Genomic DNA, 23,444 nt, shown 5'->3' on the forward strand with positions numbered 1-23,444 from the left:
AAATAAAATTTTTTACACTATTAATTATGACATCTAAGCAACTTTTATCAGTTTCTACAATTTTCATAGTTATTGTCAACTATAAAACACCCGAATTAACTATTGATTGTTTAAAATCTCTAACCCAGGAAATTCCTTTAATTCCTGATCTTAAGGTTGCAGTAGTGGATAACGATTCTCAAGATGGTTCAGTTGAAAAAATTCAAGACACTATTAAAAAAGAACGTTTCTCTTCTTGGGTTTCTCTAATTCCTTCCAATAAAAATGGAGGATTTTCCTTTGGTAATAATTTAGCCATTCGTCCTGTTTTAAACGGTCAAAATCCTCCTGCCTATTTTCTCTTACTTAATCCAGATACAGTAATTCATTTTGGTGCTATAAAAACATTAATCAATTTTATGAATAATCATCCTGAAATTGGTATTGCAGGAAGTCGTTTAGAAGAACCAGATGGAACACCTCAACGTTCAGCTTTTCGCTTTCCTTCTATCTTTAGCGAGTTTGATAATGCTTTAAGATTAGGTATTGTTTCAAAGCTATTAAAACGTTGGATAGTGGCTCCTCCAGTTCCTGAAAATCTTTGTCAAACGGATTGGGTAGCAGGAGCAAGTATGATTATTCGTCGGGAAGTTTTTGAAGCCATTGGATTATTAGATGAAGAGTATTTTATGTATTTTGAAGAAGTTGATTTTTGTTTAAAAGCGAATAAAGCAGGATGGCTTTGTTGGTATGTTCCCGACAGTCGAGTTATTCATTTTGTTGGTCAAAGTTCAGGGGTAACTAATACTAAAATACCGCCAAAACGTCGCCCTCAATATTGGTTTGATTCTCGGCAACGTTTTTTTATAAAAAACTATGGTTTAGTTTATGCAGCCTTAACAGATTTCGTAGCACTTATTGGCTTTATTCTTTGGAAGATTCGCGCTAATATTCAAGGGAAAGTATGTAATTTACCTCCCCAATTTTTAGGAGACTTTTGGAATAATGCTGTTTGGATGAAACGAAAGTCTCAATTACCTTCATAATTTGGTATTCTAGTTCCCATTCCTTTAAAGTTTAGTAAGTAATTCCTAAAATAAAAATGGAAGCGAAATCAAAGTCAACTGTAAACACTGAACAAACCATTGATCATAGTTCCCAGAGTTTATGGGAACAAATAAAAGAAGATTGGATAGTCCATCAAAAAGATTGGACAAAACCAGGATTTCGAGCAGTGGCTGTACAGCGATTCGGAGTCTGGAGGATGAAAATAGAACCAAAGTTATTACGTGCGCCTTTTAGTATTATTTATCGTTTTTTATATCGATATGTTCGTAATATTTATGGGATTGATTTACCCTATACAGTTCAATTAGGAAGACGAGTTATTATTGAACATCAAAGCTGTATTATTATTCATGGTAATAGTGTTATTGGAGATGATTGTATTATTCGTCAAGGGGTTACGTTGGGAAATCGTTATATTAACGCTCCATTGGATGCTCCAAAATTAGGAAAACGAGTTAATGTAGGAGCAGGGGTTAAAATTTTAGGCAAAGTTATAATCGGGGATGAAGTGAATATTGGTGCTAATGCTGTTGTGTTATCAGATATTGAAAAAGGACAAACGGCTGTAGGGATTCCTGCTAAAATCATTAAGTCGAAGTCAACAGTAAATTAATTGTTTTTAATAGGAAGAAGGAGTTACTAAAAAACTATGGTTAAAATTATTGAGCGTCGCTCGTTAGGAAAACAAAATGTTTACGATATTGGCGTAGAAAAGGATCATAATTTTTTGTTAAGTAATAATTTAATTGCTTCTAATTGTTTCAATAAATCCCACTCTACCGCTTATGCTTATGTTACTTATCAAACCGCTTATTTAAAGGCTAATTATCCCGTTGAATACATGACGGCTTTATTAACCGCCAGTAGTGACAATCAAGATAAAGTCGAAAAATACCGAGAAAACTGTCAAAAAATGGGTATCGATGTTTTACCCCCAGATATCAATCGCTCCCAAAAAGATTTTACCCCTGTAGGAAAACAAATTCTTTTTGGTTTTTCGGCGGTTAGAAATTTAGGAGAAGGCGCAATTGATAACATTTTAAAAGCAAGAGAAGAAGCAGAAGGTGCATTTGAATCTTTAGCAGATTTTTGCTGTCGGGTTGATCTACGTTCGGTTAATAAAAGGGCGTTAGAAACCTTAGTTTATGCCGGAGCCTTTGATGCTATTAATCCTAATCGCAAGCAATTAATTAATGATTTAGAATTAGTTGTTCCTTGGGCGCAAAAGAGGACGAAAGAAAAAGAAAGCGGACAGTTAAATATTTTTGACTTAATGAGTGGTAATAATACAGAAACTACTGAATCTAATAGTGATTTTAAACACGCTCCAAGTGCTTCTCCTGTAGAAGATTATTCTTTACAAGATAAATTAAAATTAGAAAAAGAACATCTCGGTTTTTATGTATCTGAACATCCATTAACGGCGGTTAAAAAAGCAGCTAAAATTTTATCTCCCATCAACTTAAACGAAATAGCAGAGCAGAAAGCAAAAACAAAAGTGAGTGCTGTGATTATGGCTAATGAAGTTAAACAATATACCACTAAAAAAGGAGATCAAATGGCTTTTTTAGTATTAGAAGATGGCTCAGCACAAGTAGAAGGGGTTTGTTTTCCTGAAACTTATAAAAGAATTCGAGAAGTTTTAATCGAAGATTCTCGTCTCATTGTTTGGGGAAAAGTTGATTATCGAGATGATAAAGTTCAGTTAATTGTCGAGGATGCGGAACCCGTAGAAACAGTGAGAATGGTGATGGTAAACTTAAGTCTTGAACAAGCAACGAATCAAGTTTCTTATCATAGTTTAAAAGGTATTCTTCAAGAACATTCGGGAGATAAAAATAAGGCAAAAGTTCCTGTGATTGCTATTATCGGAAGCGGAGAAAATCGCCAGTTAATTCGCTTGGGACAAGATTATTGGGTACAAAATGATCAATCAGTGGTTGAGGCTCTCAGAAAGGCTCATTTTAATGCTTATCCTACCCCTTTAGTCAGTGATTTATCGTCCTAAACTTTTTGTTGTCTATGATTAAAACTAACTCATGAATTCTTGGTTTTCTCGTCCTCAAAAAATTCTTGTTACTTGGTTACTCATATTAGTCACAGGTTGGTTAACAGTTAAAACCTTAAGTTATATTGGTGGCTTAATTAGTTTAATTTTAACTGCTTCTTTAATTGCTTTTTTATTAAACTATCCGGTACGAGGTTTAAAAACTGTTTTACCTCGTTCCTTGGCTGCTACGTTGGTTTATTTAGGAGCAATTTTTATTGTTATTTTCTTGGGAATCACTTTACTTCCCCCTGTGGTTAACCAAGGAAGACAGTTAATTACTAAATTACCAGGTTTATTAGAAGAAGGGCAACTACAACTAATAACATTACAAGGATTTATTAATGCTAAGAAGTTACCCATTGATCTTCAGTTTTTAGCATCTCAAATACTCGATAAAGTAGAAGCGCAAACAGAAGATATTGCTTCTACTGGATTCGGATTGGTCTTAGGAACATTCAATTGGTTTATCGATTTAATTGTTGTAATTGTTATTTCTTTTTATATGTTATTAGATGGGGAAAAAATTTGGAAAAGTATCATAAACTTTTTCTCTCCTCAAATTCGTGACGTTTTAACCACAACATTAAAAAAAAATTTACAACGATTTTTGACGGGTCAATTAATCTTAGGTTTATTTATGGCGGTTAGCTTAACGATTGCTTTCCGACTGTTAGGAATTCCCTTTTTTCTTCTCTTTGCTGTTTTCATTGGGGTAATGGAGATTTTACCCTTTATTGGGGCAACGTTAGGCATTGGAACGGTTACTATTATTTTGATATTTATTAATTGGTGGTTAGCAGTACAAGTGTTAGTTGTTGCAGTAATTATTCAACAAGTTAAAGATAATTTAATTGCCCCACGAATTATGGGAAATTTAACCGGACTTCCCCCCGTTATGATTTTTATTGCGTTATTACTGGGGGCAAAAATTGCTGGTTTATTAGGAGTCATTTTAGCAATTCCTTTAACTGGAGTAATTAAAGGGATAGCAGAAATTATCGGTGACCCCACCTTACCACCACAAACCGGTAGTCTATTTTATAATCCTTTTTCTAAACTTTCATCAGGAGAAGAAATAGAATTGTAAAATCAAACGAGTAGAGTTAAGCTACCTACACCGTACACCCCACTCTCAAGCTTTACATTATTATTCTTGACTCCCTATATCTGACTGAGAGGGAAGGGATAAAGGCGTATTTAAACCGCGATCATAAATAATAATATCCCATTGTCCTGAACGGTTGGATTCAAAGGCAATTAAGCGGCCATTTCCACTGATGGTGGGATGACGCACTTCTCCTAATATATTTTTAGTAATGTTATCAGCCCGTGACGTTTGGCGATCGTAAACAAAAATATCTTGTTTTCCTTCTTGTTCGGAAACATAAACAATGTAACGTCCGTCAGCACTAATATCAGGTTGATCTTGTATAGTGCCAGGCTGATTTAATCCGGGTAAGGGTAATAAGCGGCCATTGATTTGGTCGTATAGCCAAATGCTACGCTTTCCTTGACGGTCAGAGGCAAACACCAAGTATCTACCCTCGTAAGAAAAACGCGGATGCTGTTCAGAAGATCGAGTATTTAAACTATTGCCTAATGGTTGAACGGGAGGTGTAATAAATCCTGAGTTAGTACAACTAACTAAATAAAGAAGAATATTGCTACTTAAAAGCTTAACGTAACTATTCAACCTTTTACTTTTAGGATGCAACTTCGCTATCAGAAGGAAGGAGACAACAATTAACATCATCGAGGCAAACTTTACCCCATTGTAAAGCCCAGCGAACTAACTCTACCCGATTTTCTGTTTTGGTTTTCGTTAAAATGTTGCTGATATGATTATCAACGGTACGCTTACTAATCTCAAGTTTCTGGGCAATTTCAAGATTAGTCAAACCAGTGGAGACGAGATCGACAATTTGCATTTCTCGGCCAGAAAGAGACACAGGGTTTTGAAACTTAGCACTGGTCATAGGTATTTGTTGTGATAGTACATCTACTTATCTGTTTTATCTATTGTAGTGGATAGGTGACAGTTCGGGGAGATAACTTTGCATTTTGCAAATATTTGATCTGCGATCGCTTAACCAAGTCTTAATATACTATGATGGAAGTTAAACGATTACATCTATCAAATTAAAAAAAAGAAGGCTCTTAAATCTTCCTCACAACCTGAATTTATCATTCATAATTTATGTTATAGACAATACGGGTTCACGAGAGGCTAAACCAAAAGTCTCTTGAGCAAACTTAATTTTTGCTTGAGTTGTTGATAATTTGGGCAAACAATCATTAATTAATTCTAACCGTGGGATAAGTCCTGTTTGGTTAGCAATTTGAATGGATAACCCTGGTCGTGCATTCATCTCTAATAATAGCGGGCCCTTATCCTCATCGAGAACAAAATCAACCCCCAAATAACCGAACTCCGTCTCATTCCCCAAAGCGGCCGACATTTCTAATAATCTTTGCCAGTGAGGAATCGATAACCCTTTCAAGGGACTTCCAGTTTCCGGGTGTTGGCTAATATAGCGGTTATTTTGAATCCCTGTTAAGGTTTTCCCTGTCCCTAAATCGATACCAACCCCTACACCGCCACGATGAAGGTTTGCTTTTCCATCAGAAGCTTTGGTAGGTAAGCGTAACATCGCCATAACGGGAACCCCTTGATAAACAATGAGACGAATATCAGGAACTCCCTGATAAGCAACATCTGCAAAGATAGGGTCAAACTTAACTGCATATTCGAGGATAGCCTTATCTTTTTGTCCCGATAAGGAGAACATTCCACTAAGAATATTGTGAATATGGTAGTGCAAATCATTAGGTTTGAGGACTTTTCCACTACTTTTAATATAACCATCTTCAGTGGTATTTTTGATGACAACGATGCCATCTCCTCCGCTTCCTTGGGCTGGTTTAACTACAAAAGAGGAGGATTTTTTGACAATATCAGCTAATTGTTTGACTTCGTTTTGAAAGCGAATGACTCCATAGGTTTCAGGGATAGTTACCCCCAATCGTTGAGCAATTTTTTTAGTTTCTAACTTACTATCTGCATAACGATAGAGTCGTCGAGGGTTATTCGGAAATAAATAATCAAGGTTACGGGAATTAATTCCTAAAATACCTGATTTTTTATTAAATAAAAAAGGCAACATAATGATTACTACAAAAACAACATTTAACTGTTGTAAAGGCTTAATAGTATTCAGCCTTTACTGATATTAAACTCCTCCCAACTACTGACTCATCTGCTGCTGTAAGGCACGAAATCGCAGATATTCGGTTAATTTATAGCCGTTATAGCGTCCAAGAAGGATATTGACCGCTAACACCATTAACAACAACTCAGGAAAGGCGAAAGCAATATGCTGCACATAATCATTAATAGTGCAGAAATAGCCGATAGTTGCCACAAAAACACTACCTAACCCTGAAATAATGACATTTTTTGCTCCTTCTTCTTCCCACATTACTGCAGCCCGTTCAATGGTCATGGCTAAAATAACAATGGGAAATAGAGAAATAGAAAGGCCAAGGTTGATGTTGAAATGTTCCATAACCACCGCTAATGCACCCATAATTAACACTGTAGCGGTTAAAATAGAAGCCAAACGCGGGACAATCAATAACTGTAAATGATTTAATCCAGCCCGAATAAGTAACCCTAAAGCAACGACGAGGATAAATAGGGGAATACCCACCATTAACCCTGTTTCTCTAAAAGAAAGGGCGATCAAAATGGGGGTAAAGGTACCAAAGGTGGGAATACCAATCACCTGATGTAATAGAGCAATAATTAATGCACCGATGGGAACTAATACCAACACCTGGAACACTCGTTGAGTAGTGAGGGGAAGTTTGAGCAAAGAATAGTTTAAAAATGGGTCAAAAGTAGCTCTTTCTTGCCAGATTGCTTGAGTTAAACCCTGATCCGTGTTGGGACGTACCAATACTTCTAACCGCACATCCCCTGAACCCGTGACCGTGATAGGATCTTGGGAACCATACCACCAAGTTAAATAGGGGGTTTCTTCGGTGAAACTGAGATTAACTGGATCAAAAGCTAACCAGCGATCGCTATTTTCTTGTTGCACTTCTAACCATTGAATAAAGTCTGTGGAATAAACTTCTTCTTGGGTTAATTTAATACCATTTCCTACCCTAGCAGGTACTTGCGCCTTTTCTAAGAGAAATGCAGCAATTTTCGGGGATGAATCTTCAACGTTGAGGGTTTCGGTTAAGGTTTGAATGCGAATATCATCCCCTCGCAAGGCTAATTCATACACCGCTTGTGCTAAGGTAAGGCGATCGCTTGATCGACTTCTAGCTTCTCTTAACAGGGAATTAATAGCACCATCAGGGGCGTTTTCCATTAATTCTTCTAAAATTTCGGCTCGATCTTCGCTAAACTGATTAAACTGTTGATTAACTAAGCGACGACCGGTAATTGATACAGGTTCATCAGTAGATTCTGACCCATTAGAAAAGCCTTTTTCATCCACAATAGTCCGATAAAATAAGGTTTCACTTCCGGTAATTCCTGTATTATTAAAGATGGCAACACGATTGTTAAAAGGCTTTCTTGTTTCGATTTCCCTCTCGTAACCATCATTAATGAAATCTTCCTCAATGAGACGATAACGGGATGAAAATTGAGGTAATTGAACTTCGATCAGATCAGGAAGTTCTTCTTCTGAAGACAGTAAAGACCGTTCTGAGTCAATAAAAACTTTGGTTTCTACATACCAACTTTGATAAGTTTGATCGGGAAATAAAGGGATATCTGAAGAAATAACTTTATGCAAAAATATAGTTAAAGAAATAGCACAAAGAAAAAGAGCTAAAATAACAGTGCGTACCGTACGATTCATTATTCCACCTCCTGTCCCTTGCATTCAGACTTGTTGGTGAACTTTTTGTTAGAATCAATGGCTAAATTACCTTTTTTGAGCATATTACGCCCGATTAAAACAGAATAATTAAATTGATCGCGATCGGCCAAATTAACTTCTTCTTCTACCCATCGGCCAGCAATACATAGTTTCATCTCTACCACAGGACGACGAAAATAACCGCCTTCACCGTCTTTAATCTTGACCCAACGAGTGATCGGACGTTCAAATACCGCACTTGTGTCGTCTCCATTGATAAAACGGAATTTGATCATCCCACCAGCTTCGGTTTCATTATCGGGTTTACTAATAATTTCGGCATTAATAGAGGTTGTAGTTGCCCCTGTGTCTAGTTTAAATTCTAGCGGTTCGTCTAAGCCAACAATATTGCCTTTTTCTATCCATCCTACGGTTTTTAGGGGTTGTTCCGAGCCGTCACTAGCTTGGGTTTGTTGCGAACCACAACCTGCACAAAAGAGAAGGGTTGCGCTTAAAAGACTAAAAGTTATTTGTTTTATAGGGTAATGTTTTCGTTTAAATAAATTCCTCATTCTTAATTCAATTATCTATCGATTTTTGTTTGTTAAATTTTGTAAAACATACATTAATATAACGATTTAGACAGAGAAAAAAATCGTTCAGACGATAGATATTTCTGTATATTTGAGAAATTTTTCACTATTGCATCTATCTAAAGAAAGAAATTTATCAGTCAACAGTGATCAATTATCAATAATCAGTATTTAGCTAGTTTAATTGAAGGTATTTAAGATGTGAGACTCCTACTAGCAGTGATCGTTACTACTAATAGATAGCAAGAAATACTTATTTTCCAATATGTTTCTTAAGAATTTACAGAATTTAACCTTGTAAAATTAATATCAAGTTAATATAAGGGTAGTAATCCAATATAATCTAGAAACTTCGAGGAAATAGAGAAAGATGTTGCATCGACTTTATGGGTTGCTTGTGGGAATCGATGATTATCCTGCTCCCGTTCCGAAGTTAGCAGGTTGTGTTAACGATGTCGATGCCATCGAAAATTATTTGAGAAATCGCCTCGATACTGAGCAATATGAGCTTCATCTTCAACGACTCACCACCAACGGGCAAGATGAACTACCGACCCGAAAAGCTATTATTGCAGGATTTCTAGAACATCTTTGTCAAGCCACTGAAGAGGATGTGGTTCTTTTTTATTATAGTGGTCATGGTTCAACGGAAGCTGCACCCCCAGAATTTTGGCACTTAGAACCCGATCGCATGGATGAAACCTTGGTATGTTGGGATAGTCGTACATCGGATTGGGATTTAGCGGATAAAGAACTAGGTTATTTAATTGCTCAAGTAGCCAAAAAAAATCCCCATACTATTATTATTCTTGATTCTTGTCATTCAGGATCAGGTACTCGTGATGTGGTTCCCCCGACGGGAGTGCGTCATACTGCTGCTGATCGCAGAACCCGTTCAATTGAAGAGTTTATCTTTTCTCTCTCAGATTTAGAAGCCATCCATATAGGTGCAAAGAGTCAATCGACAACAGACACATTCAGTGGTTGGAATTTACCCCAAGGAAGACATATTCTGTTATCAGCTTGTCGGGATCTCGAATTAGCCAGCGAATATTCAGGAGACGGACAGCAACGAGGGGCGTTTTCCTACTTTTTACTTGATACCCTCCAAAAAACTAACGGAACTTTGACCTATCGAGAACTGTTTAAACGCGCCAGTACCTTAGTTCGCAGTCGCATTAAAGATCAATCCCCTCAATTAGAAGCCATTGTACAAGACGATTTAGAATTGCCCTTTTTAGGAGGAGAAGCGATCGCCAAACGAGATCCTTACTTCACCCTTAGTTATGAAAATAACCGTTGGGTGATTGATGCCGGTGCAGTTCATGGTATTCCTCAAAACACGCAATTAGCCTTATATCCCCAAGGAACACCCACCGAACAAATGAAACAGTTATCAATGGCTATAGGAGAAATCCAAGTCATTGAAGTACAACCCCATCAAAGTGTGGTTGAACTGATTACAACCCCCAATGAGTTAACCACAGATACAGTTCTCAATGCAATTATAACCAGCTTACCTTTACCTCCGTTAGGGGTTTATTTTGAAGGAGACGAAACAGCCTTAACCTTAGCAAAAGAAGAACTAAAAACCATCAGTTGTGGACAACCTTCCTTATATGTGCGAGAAGTGGATAACATAACTGAAGCACAATATCGATTATTAGCCCAAGACGCTCAATATATCATTACCAAACCCACCGATAAACGTCCTTTAGTTAGACAGTTGGAGGGTTATAACCAAATTAATGCACATAAAGCCATTGAAAATTTAGAACACATAGCTAGGTGGACTACTGCTTTAGAATTAGAAAGTTCCCCCGGTACTCGCATCGCACCCAATGGGGTGAAAATGCAGTTTTACCGGCCTGATGGCACAGAAATCATTGATTTTCCCCTGCGTTTAACCTACCAAGATCAAAAAGCCCCAACCTTTCGCCTCAAACTAACTAACCCCAGTGAAGAAGCCTTATTCTGTACCATCTTAGACCTAACAGAACGATATTCCGTCAGTGCGCCCTTTTTTCCAGGAAATAACTCAGGGGTTTGGATTCAACCCGGCCAAGAAATTTGGGCTTTTCAAAAAAAAGAAATTCCTGCCAGCATCCCTAATGAACTCTGGAAACAAGGGATAACAGACTATCAAGACGTTCTAAAATTAATTGTTAGTACCGCCGAATTTGATGCGTCTCTGATGTGTCAAGAGGGGTTAGAACAACCTAAAGTAACAACAAAATCTGTCCCTAAACGTAATAGTACCCTCAACCGTTTAATGCAACGAGTGATTACCCGCGATATTGGCGTTGCAGAAGTTGAAGAAATAGATGAATGGTCTACTTCCCAAGTCACAGTGATTACCACAAGACCCAGAGAAATCGTTACTATTCAACCCGATAACCCGACTCCACTGGGTATGGGTGTTACCCTAGAACCTCATCCTAGTTTACAAGCTACTGCCCGTTTAACCACCGTTTCTCAATCCACAAGAGATGTCGGTCAACAGATTTTACCGCCTATTTTACAAGACAATACCCAACCCTTTCAATTTACTGCTAGTCGAGGAGTTGACCCAGGGTTAAGCGTCTTAGAATTAAAAATAAATAATACTGAAAGTTTAAATACAGTGACCCGTGAACACCCGTTAAAGCTATCTGTGGAGCAAGGTTTAGAAGAAAATGAATATGTATTACCGGTTGCTTATGATGGGGAGTTTTTTATTCCCCTCGGACGAGGAGAAAGCAAAAATGGTAAAACAGAAATTAGGTTAGAACGATTAACTGATCCTTTAGCCCAAAGAAGTAAAAGTTTAGGGGGATCAATTCGCATTTTCTTCCAAAAAGTGATCGCCCAAAAGCTAGGCTTAGACTTTCCTTATCCTATTTTAGCTGCGGTGGAATATGAAGAAGCAGAAAGTATTCGCTATTACGCAGACATAGAAACTGTCAAAGAAAAAGTCAAAACAGCGAATAAAATTGTCTTATTTATTCACGGTATTATTGGGGATACTCAGAGTATGGTTCCCTGTGCAAAAGATGTAAAAATAGCTGTAAATGAGCAAGAAAAATCTCTGAATGAGATTTATGATCTAGTTTTAGCCTTTGACTACGAGAATCTGAATACTGATATCGGTATTTTAGGACAACAACTCAGACAACGACTCGAAAGCGTAGGGTTAGGTGCAAATCATGGCAAGATACTACACATTATCGCTCATTCGATGGGAGGATTAGTTGCTCGTAGTTTCATCGAACAGCACAATGGTAATGAAGTGGTACAGCATTTAATGATGTTAGGAACTCCTAATGCGGGTTCTCCTTGGTCTACGGTACAAGATTGGGCGTTTACAGCGTTAACCATTGGTTTGAATGGTTTATCAATATCGGGGTTTCCTATAGCTGCGTTAGGAAACTTATTGGGAACCATTGAAGCGATCGATATTAATTTAGATCAAATGAAACCAGGATCAGATTTCTTAAATAGTTTAGCAACTTCTGCTGATCCGAAAATTCCTTATACGATCCTAGCGGGTAATACGTCCATAATTCCACCTCCTGACGAAACAACCGCCAATAAAGTACAAAATTTACTCGAAAAATTGGGACGGAGTGCCGTTAATTTTCCTTTCTTGGGACAACCCAATGATATTGCTGTTACCGTTCGTAGTATCAAAGCTATACCTGATGGGCGATCTCATTCTCCCCAGGTGCAAGAAGTTTCTTGCAACCATCTAGTATATTTTACCCATCCCGACGCACTACAAATCTTGGCAGAAGCTATTATCAACACAGGTATTCTAACCGATGAAAGTGATCACCAGAACCCAGACGCAACCGAACCTAAAGAGGAACTAACTCCTGTTACTGTAAGACCCGATACTTCTGTATCAGAAGGAATTTCCATGTGGGTGATCGGTTTAGTAATCATGATTATAATTGTATTAGGAGGAGGATTTTGGATGTGGCAGCAATTCCAAAATCAAGAACCAAACAATCAAGATAATTCTAGTTCCTCATCCATGTTATATTAAGTTACTTAAGTTCCTAAACTTCGGTAGTTTTTTCTTTGAACTGAATCTAAAATTTAGGAAAAATCTAGTAGAAGAAAGATACCATCATGTCAGAGTTTTCTCGTGATATAGCTGTAATTATAGGTATTAATGAATATGATAACGGCATTCCAAAACTAAGTACCGCTAGATTCGACGCTAAGAAACTCAAAGAAATTCTACAAAAAAAGCACGGTTATGAGGTTAAATCTTTCCTTGATAAACAGGCAACTTCCAAAAATATTTGGCATTATCTCAAACAAGAATTACCTGAAAAAATCAAGCAACCTGAGAAAGTAAGATTATTATTTTATTTTGCTGGCCATGGTAGTCCACCCGAAGGAGAAGCAGGGGAAGCAGGTTATTTATTACCCCAAGAAGCAAAAATTGGTCAACAAGATCAATGGCTATCGATGAAGGCTATTCATGATGCTTTAATTGCACTAGAGTGTCATCATTTATTAATTATTTTAGACTGTTGCTATGCGGGTGCATTTCGTTTTGGTACTAGGGATATTGGGGTAATGCCTGAAGATATTTCTAAAGAACGTTATCAACGTTATATTCATTATAAAGCAGGACAAGTAATTGTTTCTACTGCTCATAATAAAGAAGCGATCGATATTATTAGAGATAATCGAGGTATGAGTGAAAATTCTGTTCATTCTCCCTTTGCAGAATTGCTTTTTAAGGCGTTAGAATACGGAGATGCTGATTATACTAATGATGGCATTACAACCGTAACAGAGCTTAATTTATACCTATATGAAAAACTTTTAGAACGGACAAAGGATCAAAAACATCCTCAAGTTTCTCGCACTTGGTTTTTACCTTTTCTTGATCAGGGAGAGTTCTTTTTTCAAACAGGAGATTTTGATCCTGACCAACTTCCTGATGCGATCACACTTAATAAAAATAATAATCCCTATCGAGGATTAAAACCTTTTGAAGAGGCACATAGTAATTTTTTCTTTGGTCGTACTGATAAGATTCAACAACTAGAAAAACGACTGAATAATGATGAATCTTTTACAGTTATTTTAGGAATTTCTGGTTCAGGAAAATCCAGTTTAGTCAAAGCCGGTTTAATTCCTAAACTAAGACAAAATAACAAAAAATGGCGAATTCTAGAGCCTATTGCACCGGAATCGACAGTATTTAAAGACTTAGCTAAAGCAGTATTACCCCTTATTTTAGAATCTAGTGATCCAGATTTATACTTTCTACAAAATTTAGGAGACATTCTAAAACAAGCTAGAAAAAGAGATAAATATAATGAACAAATAAAAGAGTTATTTGCACAATGGCGTATTACCTCTCCAGAAGATAAGTTGGTATTAATTATCAAACACTTTCATATCTTAGAAAAATTATGTGAAAGTCAAGATCAAAAGCAATCTTTAGCAACATTAAGAACCATAGGATTAAATCATAGTCGATTAGTTTTAGATCATTTCGATGAAATCAAAGAGTATTGTAATAATTTGGAACAAGAAAAATTAGAACAGTTCAACAAAAAATGTAATCAATATATCAAAAATCTAAGTGAACAATGGCAACAAAATGGTCAACAGTTTGGCAAGTTTCTCCTTGAACATTGTCCAGAAGATAAACAAGTCAAAATATTATTAGTTATCGACCAATTTGAACACTGTATTAATCAATGTACAAATGAGCAACGAAAACAATTTTTAAATGCTTTACAAGCAGCGTTAGATAACTGTTCTCAACAAATACGATTAGTATTAACTTTACGTTCAGATTTTCAACATTATTTTGAGAACTCAGAACACCTCAAAGATTATTGGCAAAATGCTTCTTTTCCTCTCAAACAAATGGAAAGAGATCAGTTGAGAGAAACAATAGAAAAACCGGCATTAGCACAAGTATTATATTTTGAAACCAATGACAACGGAAAAAGTCTCGTTGACGAATTACTTGATGATATTGGAGAAACTCCAGGAGCGTTACCTTTACTATCTTTTACCTTAAGTGAACTGTATTTTAAATATGTCCAAAAACAACGAGGCGATCGCACTTTAACCTGGGAAGATTATCATGAACTTGGAGGTGTTACTCAATCTTTAACCCGTAGAGCAACCGAAGAATATAATAATCTAGCTAAGGACTACGACAAAGTTGATGGTCATGTGATAAAAGTCGATCCTTTGAAAACACAAGTCCGTCAAACCGTTTTACGTTGGGTCATGCTACGGATGGTTAACCTGGATGGGGGAGAAAAAGCAAAACGACGAGTTCTCGATGATGAACTAGAATATGGGGATGAGAAGACCAACCAAAACCGAGAATTAGTAATTAATCGTTTTGTCGATGCTCGTTTATTGGTCACAGGGACAAACCTTGAGGGAAATAGTTATGTTGAACCCATTCATGATGTTTTAATTCGTGAGTGGGACAAAATTACAACTTGGTTAAGTACAACAAAAAAAGATGTTACTGAAGCTCAACAGCAGTCTAAAGCTCAAACCCAGAAAAAACAAAGATTTAGGTTTAATTTGCCTTTTATTGGCAGGAATAAAAAATCAGGAACAGAACAAGAAAGATTTAATCTTAATTTGCAAAGAGACTTAACGGATGCTGCTTTCAAATATGAGGAAGCGAGTGAAAAACAATCTCCGAAAGTCTTTGGGTTACTCTGGGATGATGCACCTAGATTACCTGGTGCTGAACAAGTTTTAAAGTCAGATGATAATTGGTTAAACAAGGTTGAAACTGAGTTTGTAAAAAGACAAATACGAAAAGCTAATCTGAATAGAGGCATCGTGATCGCAGTTATTTCAGGGTTAAGTGCATTGACAATAATTGCTGTGTTTTTTAGTTTAGTGGCTGAAAATAGACGAATGAATGCTGATATCATAGCTTCATCTTTATCTGCCAAAAACTTACCTGATTCAGAACAGCAACTAGAAAGTATTACAAGTGCTATCCGCGTCGGTAAACTTGTCAAAGATAATAACAAGAATATTGATCCTGATGCTCGAATACAAGCAATAACGGCTCTACAAAAAGTCGTCTATAACAATACTTCAGTCAATTCAAATTTTAGACAACGTAATCGTCTGGAATTTCCAGTTGGTCAAACAACTTCTATCATTAATTCGGTAACTTTTAGCAAAGATGGATTAATAGGAACCACTTATACAGATGGGACCATAGCACTATGGAAAGCTGATGGAGCGAATCTCAAAACTTTCAAAGCTCACGAAGACACAGATAAAGGAGCCAGAAGCATCAGTTTTAGTCCTGATGGTGAAACCTTTGTCTCTAGTGGTGATCGCTCTGTTCAACTTTGGAATATCAATGGAACTTTGATAAGAGTGTTAGGTAAACATAATGGCTCAGTTCCGAGTGTTAGCTTTAGTCCAAATGGTAAAATAATTGCATCAGCGAGTGGTGATGGAACCATTAAACTTTGGAATCCTAACGGTAATCTGCTCAAAACAATTAAACAAGCTCATTCCCCCTATGTCCATAGTGTTGAATTTAGTCCTGATGGTACTGTGCTTGCTTCTTCTGGTAGTGATGGAATGGTGAAGTTTTGGACTGCTGATGGCAATTTCATCAAGGAAATTAATCACGGAAGTCATGTATATGATGTAAGTTTTAGTCGAGATGGTCAGATGATTGCCTCTGCTGGGGAAGATCGTAACGTTAAAATATGGAAGCGTGATGGAACTCCCATTATGACTTTTCAAGCTGCTCAGAATTTGACCAGTCATGGTAATGCTGTGTATGAAGTTAGTTTTAGTCCCGATAGAAAAATTGCTTCAGCCAGTCAAGATCATACTGTCAGGATTTGGACATTGGATGGGATTTTATTACAAACCCTTAAAGCTGATAGCTTTTATGTAGAAAGTGTAACTTTTAGCAAGGATGGTGAATATTTAGCTTCTGGAGGTAGAGATGGAACTGTTAAACTTTGGAGTGATAATCAGCAAGTTCAACCCCGATTAATGAACTCAGATAAAAAAACATTAAGTTTTAGTCAAGACAGTCAACTAATTGCTTATGGCACAATTGACAACACTGTTGAAATTCTCAAAACGAAAGACTTAAAGCCGTTTAAAACCATTGACAACTATGATGAATCAATTGAAGAAGTTGTTTTCAGTCCTAATAGTAAAATAATTGGTATTGCTAACCAGATAGATGGAATTGTTCAATTAGGGAATCTTGATGATACTCCACCTGTATTTTTGCCAACTGATAGCACTTTTTTAAACAGTATAAATTTTGATCCTAAAAGCCAAGTTGTTGCTACAGGTCGAACTTTGGACGGAAAAGTTGAACTTTGGTCAGTTGATGGTAATTTTATTCAAAGTTTCAACACTGAGAGTCCAGCTGTTTCTGACCTGCAATTTAGTCCTGATAGTCGATTAATTGCAATAGGAACTTGGGCTCCTTTTTTAAATGCTCATGGTACGGTTATTTTAGGTAAATTTAATGGGGAAAAAATCGAGCATTATAAAACTTTAAAAGGCCATCGTAATTGGGTAACAGAAGTGAGTTTTAGTTCAGATGGAGAAATAATTGCTTCAGCTAGTCAAGATTCTACCATTATGCTATGGTCTAAAAATGGAGTTTCTTTAAGACTTTAAGAGGACATACAGGCTATGTAATGAGTATTAGTTTTTATCCTAATGCAAAAGTTCCAGTCTTAGCTTCGGTCAGTGCAGACCATACCGTTAAATTTTGGAATGTCGAAACAGGAAGTGAAATTACAACTTTAAAAGGACACGCGGATAAAATAACATCTTCACAAGATTATATTATTCGTTTTAGTCCCGATGGAAAATTACTAGGAACGACTGCTGATAATAATACTATTCTCCTTTGGAATTTTGACTTAGACAATTTATTTGATTTAGCTTGTGATTGGGCTAGAAATTATCTTAATACCAATCCAAACGTAAGTCCCTCAGATAAAGACTTGTGTAAAAAAAATCTAGTAATTGAAAGAAATTAACCCATTGATATTCAGGGACAAAAAGGAGAGAAAGAATGTAAATACTGGTTAGAGGTTGATGATTATGCTATAAGATCAGCGTATACTCATAACATGAATAATAAAGATATTCGTGAAGTAAAAAAAATCATCTTACAAAACTTTGATGATATTGTTCAAGTATGGAATACCCACTTTGGAGGTTAATTAACCTATGAGTAAAATTCATAATATCGAAGCTATCAGCTTTAATCAATCCCATCTCATTCTGATAGTAGATGGTCAAACTTATGACTTTCCTTTAGTGGAAATTTCTCAAAAACTAGCCCAAGCTAACGAAAAAGAACGAATAGCTTATCAAATTTCTCCATCAGGTTATGGGATTCATTGGCCACTAATTGATGAAGATTTATCTATTAATGGTCTATTAAAAACTGCTGAGAAATTAGAAATTTCTACAGTTCAACAATAATTTCGATTTATTGCTTGTATCAAAAATGAAACAACTTACCCTTACAATTAAATTTTCACAAGAAAAAATTAAAAAATTCTGTCAACGCCACTCAATCTGTAAATTATCTTTATTTGGTTCCGTATTAAGAGATGATTTCACCGAAAAAAGTGATGTTGATGTTTTAGTAGAATTTGAACCAGGAAAAACACCAGGTTTAGCTATCATTACAATGGAAGATGAATTATCAAATATTATAAATCGTCAAATCGATTTAAGAACACCAGCAGATTTAAGTCGTTATTTTCGTCAAGAAATCTTAGCAGAAGCAATGGTGATTTACGAAGCACGATTGATAATTTAACTCGTCTAAAACATATCCTAAATTCTAAAAAAGAAGCTTTATAATTACTCATAATGTGACCAAACAGAAACAACTTTAATAATTTTAGTTTCATCATTAATTGAATAGATTAGACGATGTTTTATATTAATTCGCCGTGAATAATACCCTTTTAGATTACCAGAAAGTTTTTCATAAGGAGATTGATAGGGGTTAGACTTGAGAACATCAATTAATTCTCTAACATTGGTTTCCAAATTAGCTGATTTCAACTTTTTGGCATCCTTAATCGCAGTACGACTAAATTCAATCTTCCATTCCATTTAAAGCCTTCAAAAAATCTTCTTCTGACCCCCAATCATCAGCTTTTTCAGCTTCTTTAATTGATTCAACTAAACCTGGTATAGATTGTAAATAAAGTGTTTCTTGCAAACTTTCCCAATCATCTTTAGATAATAAAACAGCATCCCCTTTTTTACTGGTAATCATTCGTGGGAGATGGTCTTTATTGACTTCCTCTACTAAGCTAAATAAATTGGCTCTGGCCTTACTAGCACTGACAATTTTCATTGAGTCCTTTCCAATATGTACAATTAATTATACTATGATTTTCTAAACTTCGGTGTTTTTTTCTATAAAAATGTCCTAATTAAAATGTGTAGTGCTATATTAAATAAGTGCTATATTAAATAATCGTTTGATTTATGCGACTAAGTCCTCATCAAAGAGAAAAACTAGATCCTGGCAACGATGAAGATTTTTATTTGTCTCCCCGTTTTGTCACTCATGTTGATGAAGGGTTTATCGATCAATTAACGAATCTTTATCGAGAACGTTTACAACCGAAAACACGAATTTTAGACTTAATGAGTAGTTGGGTGTCTCATCTTCCTGATGATATGGAATTTGACCATGTAGAAGGTCATGGAATGAACCAAGAAGAATTGGCCAAAAATCCTCGCCTTGATCATTATTTTCTCCAAAATCTGAACGATAATCCTAAATTACCTTTAAAGGATAATGATTTTGATGCCGTTTTGATTGCTGTTTCTGTTCAATATTTACAGTATCCTGAAGCTATTTTTTCAGAAATTCATCGTATTCTTAAACCGAATGGCCTTGTTATTGTTAGTTTTTCTAATCGGATGTTTTATCAAAAAGCTATTTCTGCTTGGCGTGATGGCACAGATGCAATGAGAATTCAGTTATTAAAAAACTATTTTAAGTCAGTGGCAGGATTTAGTAAACCCGAAGTCATTATGAACGTATCTCCTCTGCCTAGTTTTTTACAAATATTAGGCATGATAGGAGCCGATCCTTTTTATGCTGTGATTTCACAGAAAATGAGTTCTTAATTGGGTTTCGGTGTAATCTATTTATCAACGAATAATTGATAATTGATAATTAAAAAATGTATCAGAGATAATTATTCATTACTCATTATTAATTGATGAATGCACCAATTTTAAGGTAACATTGCTACCCATTGATGTTGAGCAAATCTCAGGGAAAAAGTAACCAATAATACAGTAAAAAAGGCTAAGGTACAATAACCCCAACGAGGCGATCGCGATACGGTGACTCCTAAAGCAATGGACAAAGAAACAATGCCATAAGCTAAACGATTTAAGGAGATCGTTCCTCCAGAGGATAACAACAGTCCCAACGCACATAACCCGTAAACATATACCACTAAACTTAAGCGTTGACGAGAACACCATAACAATACCAATCCTCCTAACACAGATAGAGTATTTAGCAAAGCATCACCGCTTAAAAGCCATAAGAATAAACATAAACTGCATAAACCATAGTCAAAATAGGCTTGAGGAATAGAAGCGCGATAACGCCATAATCCACAAGCAATAGCCATAATTATAAGAAATAAAAGAGGATGCCAAGGATCGGCGATCGCCCCAGATGCCCAATTTTTGCCCCCGATCGTAATTTCTGCCAACATTTGCCCCCATCCTTCCCAGTCAATGCCTTGTTTCCGTTGCCACTCTGTATGCTGTACAGTAATAAAGGCAATGGGATTATTAAAATGAATCCAACAGTAGAGACTGTATAAAAAGGTTCCCCCACCACTAACAAAACCTGCAATATAAGCTATCAAGGGCAACTTTTTACGCCAAGCAATAAACAAAAAAGTAGGAATTAAAGCCAATCCCGTAATACGAGTGGCTGTGGCTAATATTCCCCAAATCATTGTTTGAGTATATTGTTTACTTTCAAAGGTAAATAAAGCTAAACTACTAAACAGTAAAAACAGTCCTTCTGTGTAGATAACTGTGCAAAAAATAGATAAGGGACACCAAGCTAAAATAGCGATAACCCAACGAGCCACTAATGCCCCATTAGTTCTTTTAATCCATATATAAACAACAAGCAAAGTCAGAAAAAATGCAATATTATTAATAACAATACCCGCAATATTAGAAGAAAATCCTAGAGCCATTCCTAATCTCATTAACAAGGGGAATAAAGGAAAAAAAGCAACATTAGAGCCTGGTTTTGACCCTAACGTATCATAACTATTAGCTGCAATTTGTTCATATAAGGGACTATCCCACGCTGAAAAAACTTCCCACCCAAAAGTCACTCCATTATTCTCTGATGACATAGAAAGTAAGGGAGCAATACCTATCATAGTAAAAATAATAATACCCCGACTAAGTAAACCCATCAGAAAAACAAAATACCATTCATTTTTGAAAATTTTACTAAAGAAATATAGCATTATTATTTTATTGTATAAATCCATAACTATAATATGTCATACTTTTACCCAGTTTTTACTTAAAACAAATAAACTACTGTACCCGTTCCTTTTCATCACTAGCTAATTTTATCAAAGATACAAGATGTGAGTTCACAAAATTTTAGTAAGTCTCTCACTATTTTAACCAGAGCAAAAAACGTTGAATTTTACCAATTTTTACATTATATTTAGTGAATTGGATAAATTAAATATCATTATGTCTATTGTTTTCTTTCATAGTCTTAATCCTGTTAGTTGGATAAAAAAGAATCTGTTTAGTAGTTGGTTCAATAGTCTTTTAACTATTATTAGTCTTTTATTTATTTATTGGCTTGGTCATCGATTGATTTCTTGGGTATTTTTTCAGGCACAATGGCAAGTTATAACCGCTAACTTACGCTTATTTTTTGTCGGACAATATCCTGCTAATTTATTATGGAGAGCTTGGACAAGTTTAGCTATTATTATTAGCTTATTAGGATTTTCTTTGGGAACTTTATCTAATAAAAATAATTTATTTAATTCTATTAACTTAATTATTTTAGCTTTAGTTGCATTAATAATAGTCTTGTTAGCTGTTCCTATCAGTTTAATTTCTAGTGTAAAATTATTAGGAATATTATTCTTATTTGTAGTTTTTTTAATAATTGGTCAAAGAATTAGTCAAAAATTTCCTAATGTTAAAAGTTGGTTATCCTTAATCTGGATACTTAGTTTCTTTTTATTATTAGGTTTATTACAAGGGATTTTATTTTTAGGAAACGTAAGATTAGATGATTTTAGTGGTTTAATTTTAACGGTTTTTGTTGCTATTATTAGCATTATTTTGTCTTTCCCTTTTGGGGTATTATTAGCATTGGGAAGACAGAGTAATTTACCCATTATTCGTTGGTTATCTATTTCCTATATCGAGCTAATTCGGGGATTACCTTTAATCGGTATTCTCTTTATGGCACAGGTCATGTTACCCTTAATTTTACCTCAAGAAATGCGGATTCAACGAGTCATCCGAGCCATTGCTGGATTTACTTTATTTAGTGCTGCTTACTTAGCAGAAAATGTCAGAGGAGGTTTACAATCTGTACCCCAAGGACAAACCGAAGCAGCAAAAGCATTAGGATTGAATACATTTTTTGTCTTAATTTTAGTTGTCTTACCTCAAGCATTAAGAGTGGTTATCCCTACTATTGTCGGTCAATTTATTAGTTTATTTAAGGATACTTCATTATTAGCGATCGTGGGTTTAGTAGATTTATTAGGAATCTCTCAATCCATTTTAGCGAATCCAAAATTTATTGGTAGGTATGGAGAAGTTTATATTTTTGTTGCTGCTATTTATTGGATCTTTTGTTATTCTATGTCCTTAATTAGTCGTCAATTAGAAAAAAAGTAAATTTAAGAGGATATTAAATGGATATTTCTGTTTTTGTAGGAAAATGGGTACTTATCGGTAGTGTTTTTATCAAGAGCGAACTTGAATTTATTGGGAACCAACCAGACCCTAATGGGGTAAACAACTGGTTAAATAATTCAACGCCTCAAGTTCTAAAGAAAATAGAGTCCACAGAAGATTTAATCTTAATAATTAACCCTGATGGAACTTTTGAAGAAGAAAAAACGGGTAATCCTAAAGTTGAATGGTTTGACTGTGAAGGGGTCTTGTGTTCTGAAGTTAAACCCTTTAGTGGTTACATAAATGTATCAAAGTCCAAATTCTATTTAATGGCAGATGAGTGTCCTCTATGGGCTAAAGATGAGAAACTTAGATACAATGATGGAGATACAAAAATCTCTGATACTATTCAAATCTCTAATGAACAGCTAATTCGTACCGTCTCTGTTGTAACTGACGATATGTATTTTGATAAAGTTGTTCTTGTCTATGCAAAAACAACAACCAAGTAGTTGATAATTTTTAAAAATCAAATACAATTATCTTACTGCGATCGCAGTAAGATGTTGAGATAGAAATATTGTTGCTTTTGAAAGTCTCTTTTTCTCAATTTATGAAACTTTCAGCAGTAACTGATCAATACTCGCATTATGATCGATAAAAGAAAATAAATGTTTATATTGTATTTTTCCCGTTTTATCTAACACAAACTGTGCTGGAAGTGGTGCGCCTAAAGCTTGTCCTGTATGATATCTCCGAAAGACTTGACAATCAGGATTACTCAATAAAGGCATTTTTAATCCTAAATCTTGAACCACAATTTTACTTTGTTGAGCATCGGTGCTGGTAATCATTAAAATCTCTACACCCCGTTCAATAAATCGTTCATAATACTTATTCAGATAACAATATGAG

General features: G+C 35.6%; 22 protein-coding genes. 13 read left to right on the top strand and 9 right to left on the bottom strand.

Features of this window, described 5'->3' with window-relative positions; all coding sequences use genetic code 11:
- The first annotated feature begins 26 nt into the window (after nt 1–26).
- From CY0110_RS18950 to CY0110_RS18965, 4 genes are read left to right on the top strand one after another with little or no spacing between them, the layout of a single operon-like run.
- Nucleotides 27–1,025, top strand: a complete 999-nt coding sequence (locus CY0110_RS18950; RefSeq protein ID WP_008277136.1) for a glycosyltransferase family 2 protein — start codon at nt 27–29, stop codon at nt 1,023–1,025.
- Nucleotides 1,026–1,081: 56 nt separating this feature from the next.
- Nucleotides 1,082–1,660 (top strand): serine O-acetyltransferase, encoded by a 579-nt coding sequence (locus CY0110_RS18955; protein ID WP_008277137.1) that lies wholly within the window; start codon nt 1,082–1,084, stop codon nt 1,658–1,660.
- Nucleotides 1,661–1,696: 36 nt separating this feature from the next.
- Nucleotides 1,697–3,055: a helix-hairpin-helix domain-containing protein gene (locus CY0110_RS18960; RefSeq protein ID WP_008277138.1), complete on the top strand. Its 1,359-nt coding sequence runs from the start codon at nt 1,697–1,699 to the stop codon at nt 3,053–3,055.
- A gap of 31 nt (nt 3,056–3,086) precedes the next feature.
- Nucleotides 3,087–4,184, top strand: a complete 1,098-nt coding sequence (locus CY0110_RS18965) for an AI-2E family transporter (protein WP_008277139.1) — start codon at nt 3,087–3,089, stop codon at nt 4,182–4,184.
- A gap of 60 nt (nt 4,185–4,244) precedes the next feature.
- Here the strand turns inward: CY0110_RS18965 and CY0110_RS18970 are convergent, their stop codons facing one another.
- The 5 genes from CY0110_RS18970 to CY0110_RS18990 all read right to left on the bottom strand — a co-directional run bounded on the left by CY0110_RS18970 (nt 4,245) and on the right by CY0110_RS18990 (nt 8,549).
- Nucleotides 4,245–4,850, bottom strand: a complete 606-nt coding sequence (locus CY0110_RS18970; protein ID WP_408605580.1) for a TolB family protein — start codon at nt 4,848–4,850, stop codon at nt 4,245–4,247.
- Nucleotides 4,801–5,073 carry a photosynthetic electron transport-dependent transcriptional regulator PedR gene (pedR, locus tag CY0110_RS18975; protein ID WP_008277141.1) on the bottom strand — a complete coding sequence of 91 codons (273 nt, stop codon included), beginning with the start codon at nt 5,071–5,073 and terminating at the stop codon, nt 4,801–4,803. Before pedR ends, CY0110_RS18970 begins: the two co-directional genes overlap by 50 nt.
- A 219-nt stretch (nt 5,074–5,292) precedes the next feature.
- The gene (locus CY0110_RS18980; RefSeq protein WP_008277142.1) at nt 5,293–6,261 is read right to left on the bottom strand and encodes an alpha-L-glutamate ligase-like protein; all 969 of its coding nucleotides are present in this window, start codon (nt 6,259–6,261) and stop codon (nt 5,293–5,295) included.
- An 81-nt stretch (nt 6,262–6,342) separates the two neighbouring features.
- Nucleotides 6,343–7,977 carry a UUP1 family membrane protein gene (locus CY0110_RS18985; RefSeq protein ID WP_008277143.1) on the bottom strand — a complete coding sequence of 545 codons (1,635 nt, stop codon included), beginning with the start codon at nt 7,975–7,977 and terminating at the stop codon, nt 6,343–6,345.
- Nucleotides 7,977–8,549, bottom strand: coding sequence for an ATP-dependent zinc protease family protein (locus tag CY0110_RS18990; RefSeq protein ID WP_008277144.1), 573 nt, complete (start codon nt 8,547–8,549; stop codon nt 7,977–7,979). The genes CY0110_RS18985 and CY0110_RS18990 overlap by 1 nt, the downstream gene beginning before the upstream one ends.
- Nucleotides 8,550–8,940: 391 nt before the next feature.
- Between CY0110_RS18990 and CY0110_RS18995 the strand changes: the two genes are divergently transcribed.
- From CY0110_RS18995 to CY0110_RS19020, 6 genes are all read left to right on the top strand, one after another.
- Nucleotides 8,941–12,597 (top strand): caspase family protein, encoded by a 3,657-nt coding sequence (locus CY0110_RS18995; RefSeq protein WP_008277145.1) that lies wholly within the window; start codon nt 8,941–8,943, stop codon nt 12,595–12,597.
- Between the two features lie 86 nt (nt 12,598–12,683).
- Nucleotides 12,684–17,234, top strand: coding sequence for an nSTAND1 domain-containing NTPase (locus CY0110_RS19000; RefSeq protein WP_008277146.1), 4,551 nt, complete (start codon nt 12,684–12,686; stop codon nt 17,232–17,234).
- A gap of 20 nt (nt 17,235–17,254) precedes the next feature.
- The gene (locus CY0110_RS19005; protein WP_008277147.1) at nt 17,255–17,602 is read left to right on the top strand and encodes a WD40 repeat domain-containing protein; all 348 of its coding nucleotides are present in this window, start codon (nt 17,255–17,257) and stop codon (nt 17,600–17,602) included.
- A gap of 9 nt (nt 17,603–17,611) precedes the next feature.
- Entirely contained in the window at nt 17,612–17,788 is a 177-nt protein-coding gene (locus CY0110_RS31665) for a DUF4160 domain-containing protein (protein WP_408605581.1), read from the top strand.
- A gap of 7 nt (nt 17,789–17,795) precedes the next feature.
- Nucleotides 17,796–18,053 carry a DUF2442 domain-containing protein gene (locus tag CY0110_RS19015; RefSeq protein WP_008277149.1) on the top strand — a complete coding sequence of 86 codons (258 nt, stop codon included), beginning with the start codon at nt 17,796–17,798 and terminating at the stop codon, nt 18,051–18,053.
- 25 nt (nt 18,054–18,078) lie between these two features.
- Nucleotides 18,079–18,396 (top strand): nucleotidyltransferase family protein, encoded by a 318-nt coding sequence (locus CY0110_RS19020; protein WP_008277150.1) that lies wholly within the window; start codon nt 18,079–18,081, stop codon nt 18,394–18,396.
- A 44-nt stretch (nt 18,397–18,440) separates the two neighbouring features.
- Here the strand turns inward: CY0110_RS19020 and CY0110_RS19025 are convergent, their stop codons facing one another.
- Complete coding sequence (locus tag CY0110_RS19025) at nt 18,441–18,698, bottom strand: Txe/YoeB family addiction module toxin (protein WP_008277151.1); 258 nt, start codon at nt 18,696–18,698, stop codon at nt 18,441–18,443.
- Nucleotides 18,682–18,945: a type II toxin-antitoxin system Phd/YefM family antitoxin gene (locus tag CY0110_RS19030; protein ID WP_008277152.1), complete on the bottom strand. Its 264-nt coding sequence runs from the start codon at nt 18,943–18,945 to the stop codon at nt 18,682–18,684. Before CY0110_RS19030 ends, CY0110_RS19025 begins: the two co-directional genes overlap by 17 nt.
- Nucleotides 18,946–19,079: 134 nt before the next feature.
- Between CY0110_RS19030 and CY0110_RS19035 the strand changes: the two genes are divergently transcribed.
- Nucleotides 19,080–19,730, top strand: coding sequence for a class I SAM-dependent methyltransferase (locus CY0110_RS19035; RefSeq protein WP_008277153.1), 651 nt, complete (start codon nt 19,080–19,082; stop codon nt 19,728–19,730).
- A gap of 110 nt (nt 19,731–19,840) precedes the next feature.
- Here CY0110_RS19035 and CY0110_RS19040 read toward each other — a convergent pair whose 3' ends face one another.
- Nucleotides 19,841–21,115, bottom strand: coding sequence for a mannosyltransferase family protein (locus CY0110_RS19040; RefSeq protein ID WP_008277154.1), 1,275 nt, complete (start codon nt 21,113–21,115; stop codon nt 19,841–19,843).
- A 238-nt stretch (nt 21,116–21,353) separates the two neighbouring features.
- On the opposite strand from CY0110_RS19040, the gene CY0110_RS19045 reads away from it, so the two are divergent.
- Nucleotides 21,354–22,529, top strand: a complete 1,176-nt coding sequence (locus CY0110_RS19045; protein WP_008277155.1) for an amino acid ABC transporter permease — start codon at nt 21,354–21,356, stop codon at nt 22,527–22,529.
- Nucleotides 22,530–22,546: 17 nt separating this feature from the next.
- A complete protein-coding gene (locus CY0110_RS19050) occupies nt 22,547–23,041 on the top strand; it encodes a hypothetical protein (protein WP_008277156.1) in 495 nt (164 codons plus the stop codon).
- Nucleotides 23,042–23,140: 99 nt separating this feature from the next.
- Here the strand turns inward: CY0110_RS19050 and CY0110_RS19055 are convergent.
- Nucleotides 23,141–23,444 (bottom strand): redoxin domain-containing protein (locus CY0110_RS19055; RefSeq protein ID WP_008277157.1); only part of this gene is annotated, 304 nt, incomplete at its 5' end.

It is taken from the genome of Crocosphaera chwakensis CCY0110 (genome assembly GCF_000169335.1).
Classification (GTDB): Bacteria; Cyanobacteriota; Cyanobacteriia; order Cyanobacteriales; family Microcystaceae; genus Crocosphaera; species Crocosphaera chwakensis.